At 70.5% G+C, this 17,482-nt stretch carries 18 protein-coding genes; 12 read left to right on the top strand and 6 right to left on the bottom strand.

Annotated features, from left to right (window positions below; genetic code table 11):
* The first annotated feature begins 71 nt into the window (after positions 1-71).
* A complete protein-coding gene (locus ABT114_RS46765; protein WP_351152510.1) occupies positions 72-1,415 on the top strand; it encodes a sensor histidine kinase in 1,344 nt (447 codons plus the stop codon).
* The gene (locus ABT114_RS46760; protein ID WP_351152474.1) at positions 1,405-2,049 is read left to right on the top strand and encodes a response regulator; all 645 of its coding nucleotides are present in this window, start codon (positions 1,405-1,407) and stop codon (positions 2,047-2,049) included. The genes ABT114_RS46765 and ABT114_RS46760 overlap by 11 nt, the downstream gene beginning before the upstream one ends.
* Positions 2,050-2,060: 11 nt before the next feature.
* On the opposite strand, the gene ABT114_RS46755 is transcribed toward ABT114_RS46760, so the two are convergent.
* The 3 genes from ABT114_RS46755 to glgX form a co-directional block, all read right to left on the bottom strand.
* On the bottom strand, positions 2,061-3,467 hold the full coding sequence (locus ABT114_RS46755; RefSeq protein WP_351152472.1) for a sulfatase family protein: 1,407 nt from the start codon (positions 3,465-3,467) through the stop codon (positions 2,061-2,063).
* Between the two features lie 82 nt (positions 3,468-3,549).
* Positions 3,550-3,645 carry a putative leader peptide gene (locus ABT114_RS46750; RefSeq protein WP_351152469.1) on the bottom strand — a complete coding sequence of 32 codons (96 nt, stop codon included), beginning with the start codon at positions 3,643-3,645 and terminating at the stop codon, positions 3,550-3,552.
* Between the two features lie 67 nt (positions 3,646-3,712).
* Positions 3,713-5,974: a glycogen debranching protein GlgX gene (gene glgX / locus ABT114_RS46745; protein WP_351152467.1), complete on the bottom strand. Its 2,262-nt coding sequence runs from the start codon at positions 5,972-5,974 to the stop codon at positions 3,713-3,715.
* 160 nt (positions 5,975-6,134) lie between these two features.
* Between glgX and ABT114_RS46740 the strand changes: the two genes are divergently transcribed.
* The 7 genes from ABT114_RS46740 to ABT114_RS46710 all read left to right on the top strand — a co-directional run bounded on the left by ABT114_RS46740 (position 6,135) and on the right by ABT114_RS46710 (position 13,356).
* The gene (locus ABT114_RS46740; protein WP_351152465.1) at positions 6,135-7,364 is read left to right on the top strand and encodes a L,D-transpeptidase; all 1,230 of its coding nucleotides are present in this window, start codon (positions 6,135-6,137) and stop codon (positions 7,362-7,364) included.
* Between the two features lie 164 nt (positions 7,365-7,528).
* Entirely contained in the window at positions 7,529-8,797 is a 1,269-nt protein-coding gene (locus ABT114_RS46735; RefSeq protein WP_351152464.1) for a L,D-transpeptidase, read from the top strand.
* Positions 8,798-8,876: 79 nt separating this feature from the next.
* Positions 8,877-9,644 (top strand): enoyl-CoA hydratase/isomerase family protein, encoded by a 768-nt coding sequence (locus ABT114_RS46730; protein ID WP_351152462.1) that lies wholly within the window; start codon positions 8,877-8,879, stop codon positions 9,642-9,644.
* Between the two features lie 279 nt (positions 9,645-9,923).
* Positions 9,924-10,430: an ATP-binding protein gene (locus tag ABT114_RS46725; protein ID WP_351152459.1), complete on the top strand. Its 507-nt coding sequence runs from the start codon at positions 9,924-9,926 to the stop codon at positions 10,428-10,430.
* 202 nt (positions 10,431-10,632) lie between these two features.
* A complete protein-coding gene (locus tag ABT114_RS46720; protein ID WP_351152457.1) occupies positions 10,633-11,463 on the top strand; it encodes a polysaccharide deacetylase family protein in 831 nt (276 codons plus the stop codon).
* Entirely contained in the window at positions 11,463-12,656 is a 1,194-nt protein-coding gene (locus ABT114_RS46715; protein ID WP_351152455.1) for a YncE family protein, read from the top strand. The genes ABT114_RS46720 and ABT114_RS46715 overlap by 1 nt, the downstream gene beginning before the upstream one ends.
* Positions 12,657-12,732: 76 nt before the next feature.
* Positions 12,733-13,356, top strand: a complete 624-nt coding sequence (locus tag ABT114_RS46710) for an ADP-ribosyltransferase (protein WP_351152453.1) — start codon at positions 12,733-12,735, stop codon at positions 13,354-13,356.
* 9 nt (positions 13,357-13,365) lie between these two features.
* Here the strand turns inward: ABT114_RS46710 and ABT114_RS46705 are convergent, their stop codons facing one another.
* Positions 13,366-14,004, bottom strand: a complete 639-nt coding sequence (locus ABT114_RS46705; RefSeq protein WP_351152450.1) for a GNAT family N-acetyltransferase — start codon at positions 14,002-14,004, stop codon at positions 13,366-13,368.
* A gap of 56 nt (positions 14,005-14,060) precedes the next feature.
* Between ABT114_RS46705 and ABT114_RS46700 the strand changes: the two genes are divergently transcribed.
* The 3 genes from ABT114_RS46700 to ABT114_RS46690 all read left to right on the top strand — a co-directional run bounded on the left by ABT114_RS46700 (position 14,061) and on the right by ABT114_RS46690 (position 16,069).
* Complete coding sequence (locus ABT114_RS46700) at positions 14,061-14,975, top strand: helix-turn-helix domain-containing protein (protein WP_351152448.1); 915 nt, start codon at positions 14,061-14,063, stop codon at positions 14,973-14,975.
* A 50-nt stretch (positions 14,976-15,025) separates the two neighbouring features.
* On the top strand, positions 15,026-15,238 hold the full coding sequence (locus ABT114_RS46695) for an EF-hand domain-containing protein (protein WP_351152445.1): 213 nt from the start codon (positions 15,026-15,028) through the stop codon (positions 15,236-15,238).
* Positions 15,239-15,406: 168 nt separating this feature from the next.
* Positions 15,407-16,069 (top strand): NADPH-dependent F420 reductase, encoded by a 663-nt coding sequence (locus tag ABT114_RS46690; protein WP_351152442.1) that lies wholly within the window; start codon positions 15,407-15,409, stop codon positions 16,067-16,069.
* A gap of 18 nt (positions 16,070-16,087) precedes the next feature.
* On the opposite strand, the gene ABT114_RS46685 is transcribed toward ABT114_RS46690, so the two are convergent.
* On the bottom strand, positions 16,088-16,630 hold the full coding sequence (locus ABT114_RS46685) for an MOSC domain-containing protein (RefSeq protein ID WP_351152439.1): 543 nt from the start codon (positions 16,628-16,630) through the stop codon (positions 16,088-16,090).
* Between the two features lie 64 nt (positions 16,631-16,694).
* The gene (locus ABT114_RS46680) at positions 16,695-17,252 is read right to left on the bottom strand and encodes a glycoside hydrolase family 25 protein (protein ID WP_351152437.1); all 558 of its coding nucleotides are present in this window, start codon (positions 17,250-17,252) and stop codon (positions 16,695-16,697) included.
* Positions 17,253-17,482: the final 230 nt, after the last annotated feature.

The raw sequence follows: 17,482 nt of genomic DNA, 5'->3' as shown, positions 1-17,482 counted from the left end.
TGCACGACACTGGCGCCATGACGGACAACGCCCGGGCGGGCTTCACGAGGGCGGTCGGGACCTCGTTGGCGATGCCCGGCATCGCGGCGCGGGCCGACGCCGCGGCGGTCGGGCCGCGCCGGGCGGCGTTCTATCGCTGGGGGCCCTACGGGCTCCTGGCCATGGGCACCGTCGCCTCCGTCGTCTCGGCCGGCGTCGTCGGCATGACCACGGGCGAGGAGTACGTGGCCGCGGTCCTCGTGCTCGCGAGCCTCGCCCTCCAGCTGGTGTGGGGCAGCGCGGCCCGGAGCCGGCCGGGCCCGTCCACGGTGGGCACCGTCTACTACAGCGTCCGCTGGGCCCTCGGCTTCGTCCTGTCCTGGCTCAACCCGTTCTTCGCCTTCTACGCCGTCACCGGGTACTACGACGCCGGCCGGTTGCTGCGCCCTCGCCTGATGAAGGTGGGCTTCTTCGCCACGGCCATCACCATGTCCGGCTCCCAGGTCGGCGGCATGCCGCCGCACGGCCGGGTGCTCTGGCTCGGCTTCGGCCTGGTGCTCGGCGTCAACGTGGGCCTGCTCGCCGTCTTCAGCCGCCTGGCGGCCCAGGACGACGAGCACGCCCGCGTCCAGGTCGCCACCATCGCCGAACTCGAACGCACCAACGCGGCGTTGCAGCAGGCCCTCGACGAGAACGCCGCCCTTCACGCCCAACTCCTCGTCCAGGCAAGGGAGGCCGGGGTCGCCGACGAACGCCGGCGCCTGGCCGCCGAGATCCACGACACCCTCGCCCAGGGCCTGACCGGCATCATCGCCCAGCTCCAGGTGGTCGCGAACGTCTCCGACCTGGCCGTGGCCCGCATCCACCTGGACCGCGCGGCCGACCTGGCCCGGCACAGCCTCGGCGAGGCCCGCCGCTCCGTGCACAACCTGGCCCCGGTGGCGCTGGAGAACGACGGACTGCCCGAAGCCCTGAAGAAGACGGTCACCGAATGGGGCGAACGGACCGGTGTGCGCGCCGAGTTCACGCTCACCGGCACCGCGGAACAGCTCCACGAGGAGCTCGCGGCCACCCTCCTGCGGATCGTCCAGGAGGCACTGTCGAACGCCGCCCGTCATGCGCGGGCGACCCGAGTCGGCGTCACCCTCACCTTCCTGGGCGACGAGGTCATCCTCGACATCCGAGACGACGGCACCGGCTTCGACCTTCTCGCCCTCCCCGCCCGCTCCTTCCCCCACTCTCGACTTCTCCCCCACTCTCGACTTCGCTCGAGCGGGGGGACCCCCATGAGCGGGGGGACCCCCATCGGCGGCTTCGGCCTCGACGGCATGCGGGCCCGCGCCGAACGCATCGGGGGCGCGCTGACCGTGGAGTCCGAGCCGGGGCAGGGCACGGCGGTCTCGGCTCGCGTACCGTTGGTCCGCCATGACCGATGACGCGCTGATCTCCCTGCTGATCGTCGACGATCATCCCGTCGTACGCGACGGCCTGCGCGGCATGTTCGAGTCCGCGCCCGGATTCACCGTGCTGGGGGAGGCCGCGGGCGGCCTCGAGGCCCTCGAACGGGCCGCCGCTCTCGACCCCGACGTGATCCTCATGGACCTGCGCATGCCGGGCGGCGGCGGAGTCGACGCGATCGCCGAACTGACCCGGCGCGGCGCCCGCGCCAAGGTCCTCGTCCTGACCACGTACGACACCGACTCCGACACCCTGCCCGCGATCGAGGCGGGCGCGACGGGCTACCTCCTCAAGGACGCCCCGCGCGACGAACTCTTCACGGCCGTCCGCGCCGCCGCCGAGGGCCGCACGGTCCTCTCCCCGGCCGTCGCCTCCCGCCTGGTCTCCGCGGTCCGTACCCCCAGGGCCCCCGGCAACGAGCCCCTCTCCGCGCGTGAGCGCGAAGTGCTGGCCCTGGTCGCCAAGGGCACGTCGAACCGCGAGATCGCCCGCGAACTGTTCATCAGCGAAGCGACCGTGAAGACCCACCTCACCCACCTGTACGCCAAGCTGGGCGTCAAGGACCGGGCGGCGGCGGTGGCGGTGGCGTACGACCGGGGAATCCTCGGCTGACCCTCGGCCGATCAGGCCGCCGGGTACGGCAGCAGCCCGCCCGCCGTCTTCTCCCAGGCCGCCTTCAGCTCGGCGAGCAGCTCGGGCCGGTCGGCCGCGAGGTCGGCCTGTTCGCGAGCGTCGGCGGCGAGGTCGTAGAGGTGGTCCTTGCCGTCGGCGTCCTGGTAGTACTTCCAGTCCCCGCGCCGCAGCGCCCGGTTGGCCCGGACCCGCCAGAACAGGTCGCGCTCGGGCACCTTCTCGCCGCGCAGCAGATAGCCCGCGAGGCTGGTGCCGTCCAGCGGGTACGCCGGGTCGGGCCGTGCGCCGGCCAGCTCCAGCAGGGTCGCGGTCCAGTCGGGGGAGAAGTTCGGCTCGTGGCTGACCTGGCCCGCGTCGATCGCGTCCGGCCAGCGCACGATGGCCGGCACCCGGATGCCGCCCTCCAGCAGCAAGGACTTCTCGCCGCTCAGCGGCCACAGGTAGGAGAAGCGTTCGCCGCCGTTGTCGCTGGCGAACAGCACCACGGTGTTGTCCTCCTGCCCGCTGCGGCGCAGCGCCGCGAGCACCTTTCCGACGGCCGCGTCCAGGCTCTCCACCATCTTCGTGTACGTCGCCACCGAGCCGCCGTCGTTGTGCAGCAGCGCGGCGGTGACCTCCGCCGGGCTCTTCGCGGCGCGGATCTTCGCGGCGACCTCGGCGCCGGTCTCCGCGTCGTCCTCCGAGAGCCACGGCCAGTGCGGGGTGGTGAAGTTGAGGTTCAGCAGCCAGGGCGAGGTGTGCTCCCGGCCGACGTACTCCACGGCCCGCTCGGTCAGGACGGTCGTGTAGTAGCGCAGGTCCTTGTACTCGGCGTCGCCCTCGTAGAGGTCGTAGGTGCCGAGCTGGCCCAGCTTGGAGAAGTACTCCAGCACTCCGCCGAAGTTGCCGAAGAACTCGTCCCAACCGGACTTGGTGGGGCTGTAGTCCGGCAGCCAGCCGCAGTGCCACTTGCCGATCAGCGCCGTCGAGTAGCCGGCCTTCTTCAGCAGGGAGGCCAGGGTGGGGTGGTTGGGGTCGAGCCCCTGGGTCTTGTTCGCGATGGGCTCGGCGAGCCCGCCCTTCGTACGGCCCGGATAGCGCCCCGTGTACAGGCTGAACCGGGTCGGCGAGCAGGTCGCCGACCCCGAGTACGCGTCCGTGAAGCGCACCCCCTGCCGGGCGAGCCGGTCCAGGTTGGGCGTCTTGATGTGCGGCGCGCCGTACGAGGAGAGGTCGGCCCAGCCGAGGTCGTCGCCCAGGATGACCAGGAAGTTGGGGCGTTCGGCGGAGGCGGCGGGGCGGGCCTTGAAAGGGCGTTCGGCGGGGGCCGCCTCCGCGGCGCCGGCCGTACCGGAAACAGCGCTCACAGCACCGCCACCGACGAGACCAGCGAAGACACGACGGGATATTTCAGGCATACGGAATCCTCGAAACCGGCGCACCCCACGCCGGGGCACGCAAAAGGAAGGGGGAGGAGAGAGGAGAAGCGGGGGCTACGGCTCAGCGACAGATGGCGCTGGACTGCCGGCACAGATCGACGTGGCGCCGCTCCACGAGCGCGACGCACGCGCACGGGTGATCAGCGGAAGGCCTCATGGCCACGGACGTTGCCAGGCGGCCCGGTGAGGCGTCAAGGGGCTGTCCACGGACCGGAAACCGGTGCTCAGCGGACCCTCAGCAGCAGCACGGCCCGCGCCGGCACCGTGATCGCCACCCCCGCCCGATGTACCACGTCCGGCGCTCCCGCCTGCTCCTCCCGCGACGTGTCGACGACCACCTCGTACCGCTCCGCCCACGGCGGCCCCGGCAGCACGAAGCTCACCGGCCGGTCCCCGGCGTGCAGTACGGCCAGAAAACTGTCGTCGACGATCGGCGCGCCCCGCTCGTCGCGGCCCGGGATGTCCCGCCCGGAGAGGTACATGCCGAGCGTGGCGGCGGGCGCGTACCAGTCCCGTTCCGTCATCTCCGTGCCCCGCGCGGTGAACCAGGCCAGATCCCGCAGCCCGTCCGCCGAGTGCGCCCGCCCGGAGAAGAACGCCCGGCGCCGCAGCACCGGGTGCCGGTGGCGCAGCTCGATCAGCCGCGCGGTCAGGTCGAACAGGGCGCGCCAGCCCGGGTCGTCCAGCAGGCTCCAGTCCAGCCAGCTGATCTCGTTGTCCTGGCAGTAGGCGTTGTTGTTGCCGCGCTGCGTGCGCCCCAGCTCGTCGCCCGCGACCAGCATCGGCACGCCCGTCGACAGCAGCAGGGTGGTCAGCAGGTTCCGCAGCTGACGGCGGCGCAGCGCCCGTACGCGCTCGTCGTCGCTCCCGCCCTCGGCCCCGCCGTTCCACGACCGGTTGTCGTCCGTGCCGTCCCGGTTGCCCTCGCCGTTCGCCTCGTTGTGCTTGCGCTCGTACGACACCAGGTCCCGCAGGGTGAAACCGTCGTGCGCGGTGACGAAGTTGACGGAGGCGTACGGCCGCCGCCCGCCCCAGGCGTACAGGTCGCTCGACCCCGACAGCCGGTAGCCCATCTCCCGCACGTCCGGCAGGGCGTGCCGCCAGAAGTCCCGTACGGCGTTGCGATAGCGGTCGTTCCACTCCGTCCACAGCGGCGGGAACGCACCCACCTGGTAGCCGCCCGAGCCGACGTCCCACGGCTCCGCGATGAGCTTCACCCTGCGCAGCACCGGGTCCTGGGCGATGACCGCCAGGAACGGGGAGAGCATGTCGACGTCGTGCATGGAGCGGGCCAGCGCGGCGGCGAGGTCGAAGCGGAAGCCGTCCACGCCCATCTCCGTCACCCAGTAGCGCAACGAGTCGGTGATCAGCCGCAGCACGTGCGGCTGGACGACGTGCAGGGTGTTCCCGCAGCCCGTGTAGTCGGCGTAGCGGCGGGCGTCCGACTGGAGGCGGTAGTAGCCGCGGTTGTCGATGCCCTTCAGAGAGAGCGTCGGGCCCAGCTCGCCGGCCTCCGCCGTGTGGTTGTAGACCACGTCGAGGATGACCTCGATCCCGGCCGCGTGCAGAGCCCGGACCATCCTCTTGAACTCGCCGACCTGCTGTCCCGTCGTCCCGGAGGCGGCGTAACCGGCGTGCGGGGCGAAGTAGCCGATGGAGTTGTAGCCCCAGTAGTTCTTCAGCCCCCGCCGCAGCAGATGGTCCTCGTGCGCGAACTGGTGCACCGGCAGCAGCTCCACGGCCGTGACGCCCAGCCGCACCAGGTGCTCGAGCGCCGCCGGGTGCGCGAGGCCCGCGTAGGTGCCGCGCAGTTCCTCCGGGATGCCGGGGTGCAGCTTGGTGAATCCCCTGACATGCAGTTCGTAGATCACCGAGTCGGCCCACGGTGTCTTCGGACGGCGGTCGTCCGTCCATTCGTCGTCGGGCGCGTCATCGTGGACGACGACGCCCTTCGGGACGTACGGCGCCGAGTCCCGGTCGTCGCGCACGGTGTCCGCGACCTGCTGCTGGGGCCAGTCGCGCACATGCCCGTACACCTCCGGCGGCAGGCTGAAGTCGCCGTCCACCGCGCGCGCGTACGGGTCGAGGAGCAGCTTCGCCGGGTTCCAGCGGGCGCCGGTCCACGGGTCCCAGCGGCCGTGCACCCGGAAGCCGTAGCGCTGCCCCGGCATCACGCCCGGCACGAAGCCGTGCCAGATCTCGTGCGTCAGTTCGGTCAGCCGGGCGCGGGTCTCCTTGCTCCCGGGGCCCGGCCCGTCGAACAGGCACAGCTCGACCGCCTCCGCCCCGCCCGCCCACAGCGCGAAGTTGGTGCCCGCCACCCCGTCCGGGCCGACCCGGAACCGGGCGCCCAGCGGCATCGGCGCACCCGGCCACACGGGCACGCCCGGCGTCCTGCGCTGCGCGCCGTTCGCCGCGGCGGCCGGGCGCCCGTACTCGGTGGCGCGCTCTTCCGCCACCGCCTCCTGCTCGGCTGCGCTGGACACGGTTCGGCCTCCCGCGGCTCATGGCACGACGTGGAACACAAAGAAACGGGCGTGCGGCGTCCCGGCCGCGGCTCCCCATCGCGTCGTCCTCCCCACTGTTCTGCCCAGCTCATGGCTCGCACTCACGTTTCCCCGGGGCGGGCCGGTCGTTGGGGTCGGTGTGAGGCACGTACAAGGGCGCGCGCGGCGCGCGGGGGCCGCGCTGGCCGCGGTACTGACATGGGCAGGGCTGCTTGCGGGCGCCGCCGGCTGCGATTCGGACCCGACGGGAGGGATCGACGTCGACAGAGTGCTCGGCAAACCCCCGGAACCCCAGGACGTCATCCGGATCTCGCCGGACGACGGCAGCAAGGACGTCCGCCCCAGCAAGGCGCTGCGGATCCAGGTACCCAGCGGGCGCCTGGAGTCGGTGAAGGTCGTCAAGTCGCAGGACGCGCAGGAGACTCCGGTGTCCGGCCGCATCTCCGCGGACGGGCGGCGCTGGGAGCCCGGGGAGAAACTGGCGCTCGCCGCCAGGTACACGGTCGACGCGGTGGCCGTCGACGGCGACGGCCACCGCTCCGCGCGGCACACGACCTTCACGACGTACGTCCCCGAGCAGCGGTTCATCGGGTACGCCACGCCCGAGAACCGCTCCACGGTCGGCACCGGGATGATCATCTCGCTGGATTTCAACCGGGAGATCGAGAACCGGGCCGCCGTCGAGCGCGCCGTCCACGTCACCGCCAAGCCGGCCGTCGAGGTCCGCCCGCACTGGTTCGGCAAGTCCCGCCTCGACTTCCGCCCCGAGCACTACTGGAAGCCCGGCACCCAGGTCACGGTCGCCCTGCGCTTCCGGGACGTCGAGGGAGCACGCGGGGTCTACGGGCTGCAGTACAAGACGTTCTCCTTCACCGTAGGCCGCAGCCAGGTCTCACTGGTCGACGCCGCCGCGCACACCATGGAGGTGCGGCGCGACGGCGAACTGCTGGCCACCGTGCCCATCACCGCGGGCGCCCCCAAGCACACCACCTACAACGGCAAGATGGTGATGATGGAGATGCTCGAGGTCACCCGCATGAACAGCCGCACGGTCGGCTTCGGCGGCGAGTACGACATCCCCGACGTCCCGCACGCCATCCGGCTGACCGACTCCGGCACCTTCCTGCACGGCAACTACTGGGCGCCCGACGCCCCGGGGAGCACCAATGTCAGCCACGGCTGCGTGGGCCTCAGGGACGTGAAGGGCGGGAGCTCGGACACGCCCGCGGGCTGGTTCTTCGACCGCAGCATGATCGGTGACGTCGTCGAGATCGTGAACAGCGATGACAAAAAGGTTGCTCCTGACAACGGGCTCGGCGGGTGGAACATGGGGTGGAAGGAGTGGAAAGCGGGCGGCGCGGACAAGTAACCAGGTGAGGTGCGGGATCGGGGCCCGGCAGCAGGGGGAGTTGGGACTGAACAGTGACAATCGCCGGGCGCCGACCGCACTGATCATGCGGTTAATATGCGCCAATGTGCGCGTGGGACGCGCTGGGGTGTGGGCCGGGCCGGGGTCCGGCGAGGGGAGAAAAATTGAACGTGCGACCGATATCGGGGGCGTCGGTTGACGCGCGCTCGGGTCGAACAGCGGGGAGGGGCCGCGGGGGGCTGCGGGCGCTGGCTCTCGGGGCGTTGCTGGTCGCCGTCACCGCCTGCGGCGGAGGCGGCGGCTCGGACTCCGGATCGGGCTCCGCGGACGGCAAGGACAAGGGCAAGGAGTCGGCCACGGCGCAGAGCGCGCAGTCGGAGGCGGTCGTCACCATCGCCCCCAAGGCCGGCGCCAAGGACGTCGACACCAGCGGCGTCCTCAAGGTCACCGCCGCCAAGGGCAAGCTGACCGAGGTCACCGTCAAGGACACCAAGGGTACGGAGATCGACGGCTCGATATCGGCGGACGGCACCGGCTGGACGCCCGCCACGCACCTGGCGGCGTCCACCAAGTACGAGGTGCACGCGGTCGCCAAGGACTCCGAGGGCCGCACGGCCGCCGAGGACTCCGCCTTCACCACGCTCAGCCCGCAGAACACCTTCATCGGCAACTTCACGCCCGAGGACGGCTCCACCGTCGGCGTCGGAATGCCGTTCTCGATCCGCTTCACGCGCGGCATCACCAAGCCGGACGACGTGGAGAAGGCCATCGAGATCAAGACCGAACCGGCCGTGGACGTCGAGGGCCACTGGTTCGGCAACGACCGCCTGGACTTCCGGCCCGAGACGTACTGGAAGTCCGGCACCAAGGTCACGGTGAAGCTGAACCTCGACGGCGTCGAGGGCCGCCGGGGCGTCTACGGCAAGCAGTCCAAGACCGTCTCCTTCACCATCGGCCGCAACCAGGTGTCCGTCGTGGACGCCAAGAAGCACACGATGAAGGTCACGCAGGACGGCAAGGTCGTCAAGACCATCCCGGTCACCACCGGCAAGCCCGGCTACGCCACCTGGAACGGCCAGATGGTCATCAGTCAGAAGCTGACGGTGACTCGGATGAACGGCGACACCGTCGGCTATGACGGCGAGTACGACATCAAGGACGTCCCGCACGCCATGCGCCTGACCGACTCCGGCACCTTCGTGCACGGCAACTACTGGGGCGGCGGTGCCTTCGGCAACTACAACGCCAGCCATGGCTGCATCGGCCTGCGCGACGTGCGCGGCGGCTACGACAGCGGGGTGCCGGCCGCGTGGTTCTTCAACCACTCGATGGTCGGCGACGTGGTGACGGTCAAGAACTCCACCGACCCGACGGTCGACCCGTCCAACGGCCTGAACGGCTGGAACATGTCGTGGGAGAAGTGGAAGGCGTAAGCCACTCCTGACGTACGGCGGCCCCGGTGTGAGGTACGGCACCGGGGCCGTTGCCGTTAGTCTTCGTTAACCTGCCTGCATGACTGTGCAACTCGAAGTCGCCGCAGGCGTGGGCACCATCCGCCTGGACCGGCCTCCCATGAACGCGCTGGACGTCGCCACCCAGGACCGCCTCAAGGAACTCGCCGAGGAGGCCACGCGCCGCGAGGACGTGCGCGCGGTGGTGCTGTACGGCGGGGAGAAGGTGTTCGCGGCGGGCGCGGACATCAAGGAGATGCAGGTGATGGACCACACGGCGATGGTCCTGCGGGCGCGCGCCCTGCAGGACTCGTTCACGGCGGTGGCCCGCATCCCCAAGCCGGTGGTCGCGGCCGTGACGGGTTACGCGCTGGGCGGCGGCTGCGAACTGGCCCTGTGCGCGGACTACCGGATCTCGGCGGACAACGCCAAGCTCGGCCAGCCGGAGATCCTGCTCGGCCTGATCCCGGGCGCGGGCGGCACCCAGCGCCTGGCCCGCCTGATCGGCCCCTCCAAGGCGAAGGACCTGATCTTCACGGGCCGCATGGTGAAGGCCGAGGAGGCGCTGACGCTCGGCCTGGTGGACCGCGTCGTGCCGGCCGCCGAGGTCTATCAGGAGGCGCACGCGTGGGCCGCCAAGCTGGCCCAGGGCCCGGCGCTGGCGCTGCGCGCGGCGAAGGAGTCGATCGACACGGGTCTGGAGACGGACATCGAGACCGGCCTGGCGGTGGAACGGAACTGGTTCGCGGGCCTGTTCGCGACGGAGGACCGGGAGCGCGGGATGCGCAGCTTCGTGGAAGAGGGCCCGGGCAAGGCGAAGTTTCTGTGAGCTGAAACTCCTCTGAATCACTTGCAATTGACGCGGTGTCTGATCCGCCGTCCCTCGATGGGGCGGTTTATGGGAACCTTAAGGTGACCTTAAGCCTGCCTCGTCGAGGGTGCCTGTCGATTGCCATCAGCCGGTCCGTCGCCGCAGGTCAGAGGGGCTGCGGAGTCCTCCGAACTGCCACTGGCATATGCCATCCGAATCGACCTGAATGGTGCGTTCCGGGGGGCGTATTCCTCCAGAACGACCCCGAAGGGGCCCGCTGGCGGCCATGATGGGGGCATGGCGGGGCTGGAGGGTATCGAACAGCCGCGGGGACACGGCCGTCCGACTGTGACGGCGCGCTGGTCGCCCGCGATCGAGGACGAACGGGCGCTCAGGGCGCTCGAGTTGTTCGGCAACCCGACGGAGGCGGAAGTCTCGCTGCCGTCCCGCCCCGAGTCCGCGGCGACCGCGCGCCGGCTGGCTCAGGTAGTGGTCCTGCGTCAGTGGCGCCTGACCCCCAAGATGACCGAGGACGCGGTCTTACTCGTCTCCGAACTCGTCGGCAACGCCGTACGCCACACCGGCGCCCGCGTCTTCGGCCTCCGCATGCGGCGCCGCCCAGGCTGGATCCGCATCGAAATCCGCGACCCCTCCCGGGGTCTGCCCTGTCTCATGCCGGTCCAGGAGATGGACATCAGCGGCCGCGGCCTGTTCCTCGTCGACAAGCTCTCCGACCGCTGGGGCGTCGACCTGCTCCCGCGGGGAAAGACGACGTGGTTCGAGATGAGGGTGGCGGACCGCTGACAGCGGCACTTCTCGGAAATTCAGCCCCTCCGGCGTTTGAGGAGCGGGGGTCCAGGGGGCGGAGCCCCCTGGCGGGGTCGAAGGGGCGGAGCCCCTGGGGATGGGACGGGTAGGGGCGGCGGGGGCGAGAAGTCCCCTGGTCGCGACCCGCACCGCCCGCCAGTCGGGCCAATCACTCATTTCCCCCCATAACCCCCCTTAAATGGTGCGGGTGACCCAGACCGACCGCCGCACGGCACTGCGCACGGGCGCCGGACTCGTCGCCGGCGGAGCGCTGGCCGCCGGATGCGCCACAACCGGCGCCGTCGCCCACCCCGCCCCCACGCCCCTCGCCCCCACGCCCCTCGCCCTCACGCCTCCCGGCCCCACGCCTCTCGCACCGGCGAAGACACCAACGCCCCTCGCCGCCCCCGCCCCTCACCACTACCCCCACCAGCCCGCCCAGCTCACCCACGGCCCCCGCACCCGCCCTCGCGTAGCCCTCACCTTCCACGGCCAGGGCGACCCGGCCATCGCCCGTTCCCTCCTCGCCGAGGCCGAGAAGCACGGCGCCCGCCTCACCGTCCTCGCCGTGGGCACCTGGCTCGACGCCCACCCCGAGCTGGCCCGCCGCATCCTCGACGGCGGTCACGACCTCGGCAACCACACCCACCGCCACCTCGACATCAACGCGATGTCCGAGACCGACGCCCAGGCGGAGATCACCGCCTGCGCGGACCGGCTCAAGCGCCTCACCGGCTCCATCGGCACCTGGTTCCGCCCCTCCCGCGCCCCCCGCGCCTCTCCCCTCGTCGAACGCCTGGCAGCCCGCGCCGGCTACCCGCACGTCCTCTCCTACGACGTCGACTCCCTCGACTTCACCGAGCCCGGCGCCCCCGCCGTCACCCGCAAGATCCTCGGCGAGGTCCGCAACGGATCCGTGGTGAGCCTGCACTTCGGCTACCCGGACACGGTCGCCGCGCTCCCCGCCGTACTCGCAGAACTCGACCGCCGCGGACTGCACGCGGTCACCACCACGGAGCTGCTCAGTTGATGCACGCGAACCCCCTCAGGCGCACCCTCCTCGCCGGCGCCGCTCTCGTCTCCCTCACCCTCCTCGCCGCCTGCGGCGCCGACTCCGAGGACCAGGCGCACGAGGCCCACGCCACCAAGGCGGCCGTCCGCCCGCCCCAGCCGAAGAAGAAGACCGAACCCCACGGCCTGCCCGGCATGCCGCCCGTCCTCGACCCGCACGACATCTACGCCGCCGACCGCCCGAACCAGCTCTCCCCGGTGGTCAAGGACTTCCCGTCCCGCGTCTACGTCCCCAACACCCTGTCCGACACGGTCACGGTCATCGACCCGAAGACGTACGAGATCATCGACACGATCCACGTCGGCCACCAGCCCCAGCACGTCGTCCCCTCCTGGGACATGAGGACCCTGTGGGTCAACAACGACCTCGGCCACAGCCTCACCCCCATCGACCCGAGGACCGGCAGGGCGGGCAAGCCCGTGCCGGTCCACGACCCGTACAACCTCTACTTCACGCCCAACGGCAAGTACGCCGTCGTCATGGCCTCCATGGACCGCGAACTCGTCTTCCGCGACGCGCACACCATGAAGCGCGTCAAGACCGAGCCGGTCAGCTGCTACGGCGTCAACCACGCCGACTTCTCCGCCGACGGCCGGTACTTCATCGTCTCCTGCGAGTTCAGCGGCGAACTGCTCAAGGTCGACACCGAGAAGATGAAGGTCGTCGCGCAGGAGAAGCTCCCCTTCCAGGGTGCGATGCCGCAGGACGTCAAGCTCTCCCCCGACGGCAAGAGGTTCTACATCGCCGACATGGTGGCCGACGGCGTGTGGATCCTGGACGGCGACAAGTTCACCAGACCGACCCTCCTGCCCACCGGAAAGGGCTGCCACGGCCTGTACGTCAGCCGGGACTCCCGCGAGATGTACATCTCCAACCGCGGAGAGGGCACCATCTCCATCTTCGACTTCACGAAGAACAGGCTCACGAAGAAGTGGCACCTGCCCGACGGCGGCAGCCCCGACATGGGAGGCGTCTCGGCCGACGGCAAGGTCCTGTGGCTGTCGGGCCGTTACAACTCCGAGGTGTACGCCATCGACACCCGCACCGGTCACCAGCTGGCCCGCATCAAGGTCGGCAGCGGCCCGCACGGCCTCGCGGTCTACCCCCAGCCCGGCCGCTACTCACTCGGCCACACGGGCGTCTTCCGCTGACGCGAGGTCAGTTGACACGCCGCCGTACGAGTGAAGATCCGCAACCCGCCCCGGCGGAACCGCGATCGTGCTGTCCATGATCGCAACTTGTCTGCGGCGGCGGGCCGCCGCCGCCGTCCTTTCCCTCGCGGCCGTCTTCGCGACCTCGGCCGCCACCGTCCCCGCCGCAGTCCCCGCCACGCTCCCCGCCACAGCGACCGCGAAGGCCGCCGCCCCCGACTGCCCCCAGTTCGACGACAAGATCAAGGCCGCCGCGGACCGCCGCGTCGATGTCGACCGGATCACGCCCGACCCGGTCTGGCGCACGACCTGCGGCACGCTCTACCGCAGTGACAGCCGGGGCCCGTCGGTCGTCTTCGAGCAGGGCTTCCTCCCCAAGGACGTCGTCAACGGCCAGTACGACATCGAGCAGTACGTCCTCGTCAACCAGCCGTCCCCGTACGTGTCGACGACCTACGACCACGACCTCTACAAGACCTGGTACAAGTCGGGCTTCAACTACTACGTCGACGCCCCCGGCGGCATCGACGTCAACAAGACCATCGGCGACACCCACAGGTGGGCCGACCAGGTCGAGGTCGCCTTCCCCGGCGGCGTCGCCCGGCAATACATCATCGGCGTCTGCCCGGTCGACAAGACCACCAAGGTCGAGATCATGAGCGCCTGCGAGAGCAACCCGTACTACAAGCCCTGGCACTGAGCCGGCCGGCTACCGGGGGACGAGCAGCGCCTCCGCCCCCACCGGCAGATAACCGGCCGCCTGGAACGCCCGCAGACTGCGGGCGTTCCCCGGCGAGACCTGGGCCCACACCGGCTCGCCCCCGCTCAGGTGCCGCGCCGCCGTCACGAGTTGCCGCCCCAGCCCCCGGTGCCGTACGTCCTCGTCCACCTCGACCGCGACCTCGAGACGCCCCGCGACCCCACGCCCCAGCACCAGCACACCACCCTCGACGGTCCACACCCGTACGTCGTCCCGCCGTCGGCGGGAGCTGACGACCCGAGGGTGCCCCGGATCCTCGATCTCCGTCAGGAGCAGCGACGGCCCGCCCGGCAGCGGAGAACCGACCGTGAGCAGATCGATCGTGTCGGTCCCACGCCCCGTGCGGTCCAGGAACGCCGTCAGGAACCGCGCGTTCATGGTCGCCGCGAGCGCGTCGCAGTCCGCCGCCCGCAGCGCCTGGTGCACCCACTGCGGATCCTCGTCCGTGAAGACGACGGAGTGCGCGGTGAAAGCGATGACCCCGGCGTCCCGGTGGCAGTGCTGGGGCACGACGGTCGTACCGCCGTCCGCCGGAGGGAAGACACCCCGGGCCGCGGCGTCGAGAATGTCCCGCAGGGTCTCCGCCATCGTGCCGCGTCTCCTCACTTGAGTCTCCACTCACTGGAAGGCCCAGACTCGCAGACATGATCGACGACGGCACCGGACTTTTCACCATCGGGGAGCTGGCCCGGGCGACCGGCCTGTCCGTGCGCACCATCCGCTACTGGTCCGACGAGGGCGCCCTGCCCCCGGTGGCCCGTTCCGCGGGCGGCTACCGCCTGTACGACGCCGCGTCCGTCGCCCGCCTGGAACTGATCCGCACCCTGCGCGAACTGGGTCTCGGTCTGGGCGACGTACGCAAGGTGCTGGCCGGCGAGACGACGGTCGCGGAGGTCGCGGCCGCGCATGTGAAGGCGCTGGACGCGCAGATCCACTCGCTGAAGGTGACCCGTGCGGTGCTGTCGACCGTGGCGCGACGCGGCTCGACCGCAGAGGAGATGACCCTGATGAACAAGCTGGCGCGGCTGTCGGCCGCCGAGCGCAGGCGGATCGTCGAGGACTTCATGACGGAGATCTTCGAGGGGATCGACACGGCGGACCCCGACATCCGCCAACGGCTGCGGTTCGCCGCGGCGAACCTGCCCGACGACCCCACGCCCGATCAGGTGGACGCCTGGGTGGAACTCGCCGAGCTGATCCAGGACCCGGAATTCCGGGCCCTGATGCGCCGGATGATCGAGTTCAACGCGGCGGACCGGGGACCGGACGTCCCGCCGGGCACCTCCCTGTGGTTCATGAGCCGGCTGATCCAGCTCTCCGGCGAGGCACTGCGGCAGGGCATCGCCCCCGAGGCGCCGGAGGCCGAGGACGTGCTGCGCGAGGTGCTCGGCGACGGCGACCGGGCCGCCGTACTGGAGCGGCTGACCGCGACCGCGAACGTCCGGGTCAACCGTTATCGCGAGTTGTCGGCCATCGTGAACGGCCTCGAACCCCAGTCCTCGCACGAGGAGGAGTTCGCCTGGGTGGTCGCTGCGCTGCGTGTTCGGACTGGCCGTTAATCTGACCTGCGTCAGGATGACAGCAAGGTACGACGAAGAGGGGCGGATCGATGGCCGACATCGAGGAAGCACGCAAGCAGTTCCAGCGGATCGACACGGACGGTGACGGTTCCATCACCGCCGCCGAGTTCAAGGCCGCCCTGGCTCAGGAGGGCGACTGGAACGTCACGGAGTCGGTCGCGGAGGCCATCATCAAGACCCGTGACCTCAACGGCGACAAGGTCCTGTCGTTCGACGAGTTCTGGACCTACCTGAGCAAGTGACGCACGTGGAAGGGGCGCCCGGCCTTCGCGGCGGCGGGCGCCCCTTCGTCATGCCGGGGTCTGAGCGGGCCGTTCACCCGGTTGCCACGGCTCCGGAATAGCGGCCGGACCTCCGGGGTTGATGCCACGCAAGAAGCATGCATGTGCATCAATTCCGGAGGGCCAGTCATGAAGATCGGCATCATCGGCGCGGGCAACATCGGCGGCAACCTGACCCGGCGGCTCACCGCCCTCGGCCACGACGTGTCCGTGGCCAACTCCCGTGGCCCGCGCACCCTCACCGCGCTGGCCGAGGAGACCGGCGCGACCGCCGTCCCGGCCGAGCAGGCGGCGCGCGACGCCGAGGTCGTCGTGGTCACCGTCCCCGTGAAGGCGGTCCCGAACCTCCCGTCCGGCCTGCTGGACGGCGCGGCGAAGGGCGTCGCCGTGATCGACACCGGCAACTACTACCCGCAGGAGCGGGACGGCAGGATCGTGGAGATCGAGGACGAGGGCCTCACCGAGAGCCGCTTCACGGAGCGGCACCTCGGCCACCCCGTGATCAAGGCGTTCAACGGCACCTATGCCCAGGACATCCTGGAGCGGCCGCTTCCGGCCGGCGACCCCGGCCGCATGGCCCTCCCGGTCGCCGGCGACGACACGGCGGCCAAGGCGAAGGTACGGGCCCTGATCGACGAGCTCGGCTTCGACACCGTCGACGCGGGCGGCATCGACGACTCCTGGCGCCAGCAGCCCGGCACCCCGGTCTACGGTCTGCAGGCCGGCGTCGAGGCGGTCACCAAGGCACTGGCGGAGGCGCCGAGGGAACGCAAGCCGGAGTTCCGCGCATAGCGCCGCACCTCACCTCGCTCAGACGATCTCCAGCGGCAGGTGCGGCCCATCCGGCAGCTCGACTTCGATCGAGTCCCCGGGCCGCACCGCACCGCCGGTGAGGACGACACTCATGATCCCGGACTTGAACCGCACCGTGCCGTCCTCGCCCCGCCCGACGACCTGCTTCATGAGCCCCTTCTGGAAGGTGTCGATCTGCGCGCAGGGATTGCGCAGCCCGGTCACCTCGACGACGGCCTCGCCCCCGAGCCGCAGCCGGGTCCCCACGGGCAGCCCCAGCAGATCGATCCCACGGGTGGTGACGTTCTCCCCGAGCTCCCCGGCCGCCACCTCGAACCCGGCCTCCCGCACCTCGTCGAACAGCTCCTCGTGGATGAGGTGCACCTGCCGCAGGTTCGGCTGCGAGGGATCCTTCTCCATCCGGAACCGATGCTTCACCGTCGTACCCGCGTGCACGTCCCCCTCCACCCCGAGCCCCGCGAGCAGCGTGATGCTGTCGCGGTTGGGCTTGGTGAAGGAGTACGCGCCGTTGCTGCTGACCGCAGCGATGGTCCCACCCATGTCGAGAAGCTCCCTTTTCCCTGCGGTCGCTGTCCGGCCGCAGGTCGGAGCCTAAGGGCAGCGATCAGTCCACGGTCGCCCACGCCCGCAGGGCGGCCTTGCTCGCGAAGTCCGCCACGTTCTTGTCCCGCGGATCGTCGGTGTACTGGTGGAAGCGCCACTTCGCCTTGATGCGGGGCTTGCCTGCAGTCACGTAGTCCGCAATCCAGAGACCGTCACCGGCGTAGGACGTAGTGTCCACATTCAACCAAAAATGGCGATTGCAATAGAGCACGACCTGATTGTTCGGCCGCAGCTCCTTCACCTTCCGGATGAACCGGTCCTTCTCCGCGTTGCTCGCGTGCGTGCCCTCGCTGGTCGTCTCCCAGTCGACGGCGAGGACGTCGCCCGCCTTCTCCGGGGCCTTGCTCACGAAGTACTCCGCCTGGTCGGTGATGTTGCCGGGCCAGAGAAAGTGGTAGAAACCGACGACCAGGCCGGCGTCACGGCCGTGCTTCGTCTGGGCGGTGAGTCTGGGGTTGACGTACGAACGCCCCTCCGACGCCTTGATGAAGACGAAGGAGAGACCGTCCGTGTCGTAGGACGAGGACTGGTACGCGCTCACGTCGATGCCGCGCAGCATGTGGGGGCTCCCTTGACTGTCAGTGGGGGGACAGGAGTTGGAGTTGGTGTATGCCTGCCCCGCCTTGGCATGGGTGATCCCTCGCCGCTGGCGGAATATCAGCAGCATCGCGGGTCGGCCGGACCGGCTGCTCCACGGCCGGCGCCGGCGGCGGTGGGGACCGGTCGGAAGCGGGTGGGCCCGCGATCGACGTGGACGGAACGGCCGATCTGGGCCGTGTCGGATGGTCA

Origin of the sequence: Streptomyces sp. NPDC002088 (assembly GCF_040296605.1) — a bacterium.
Lineage (GTDB): Bacteria > Actinomycetota > Actinomycetes > Streptomycetales > Streptomycetaceae > Streptomyces.
The sequence above is the reverse complement of the archived record's forward strand: the minus strand, read 5'-3'. Positions and strand labels throughout refer to the sequence as shown.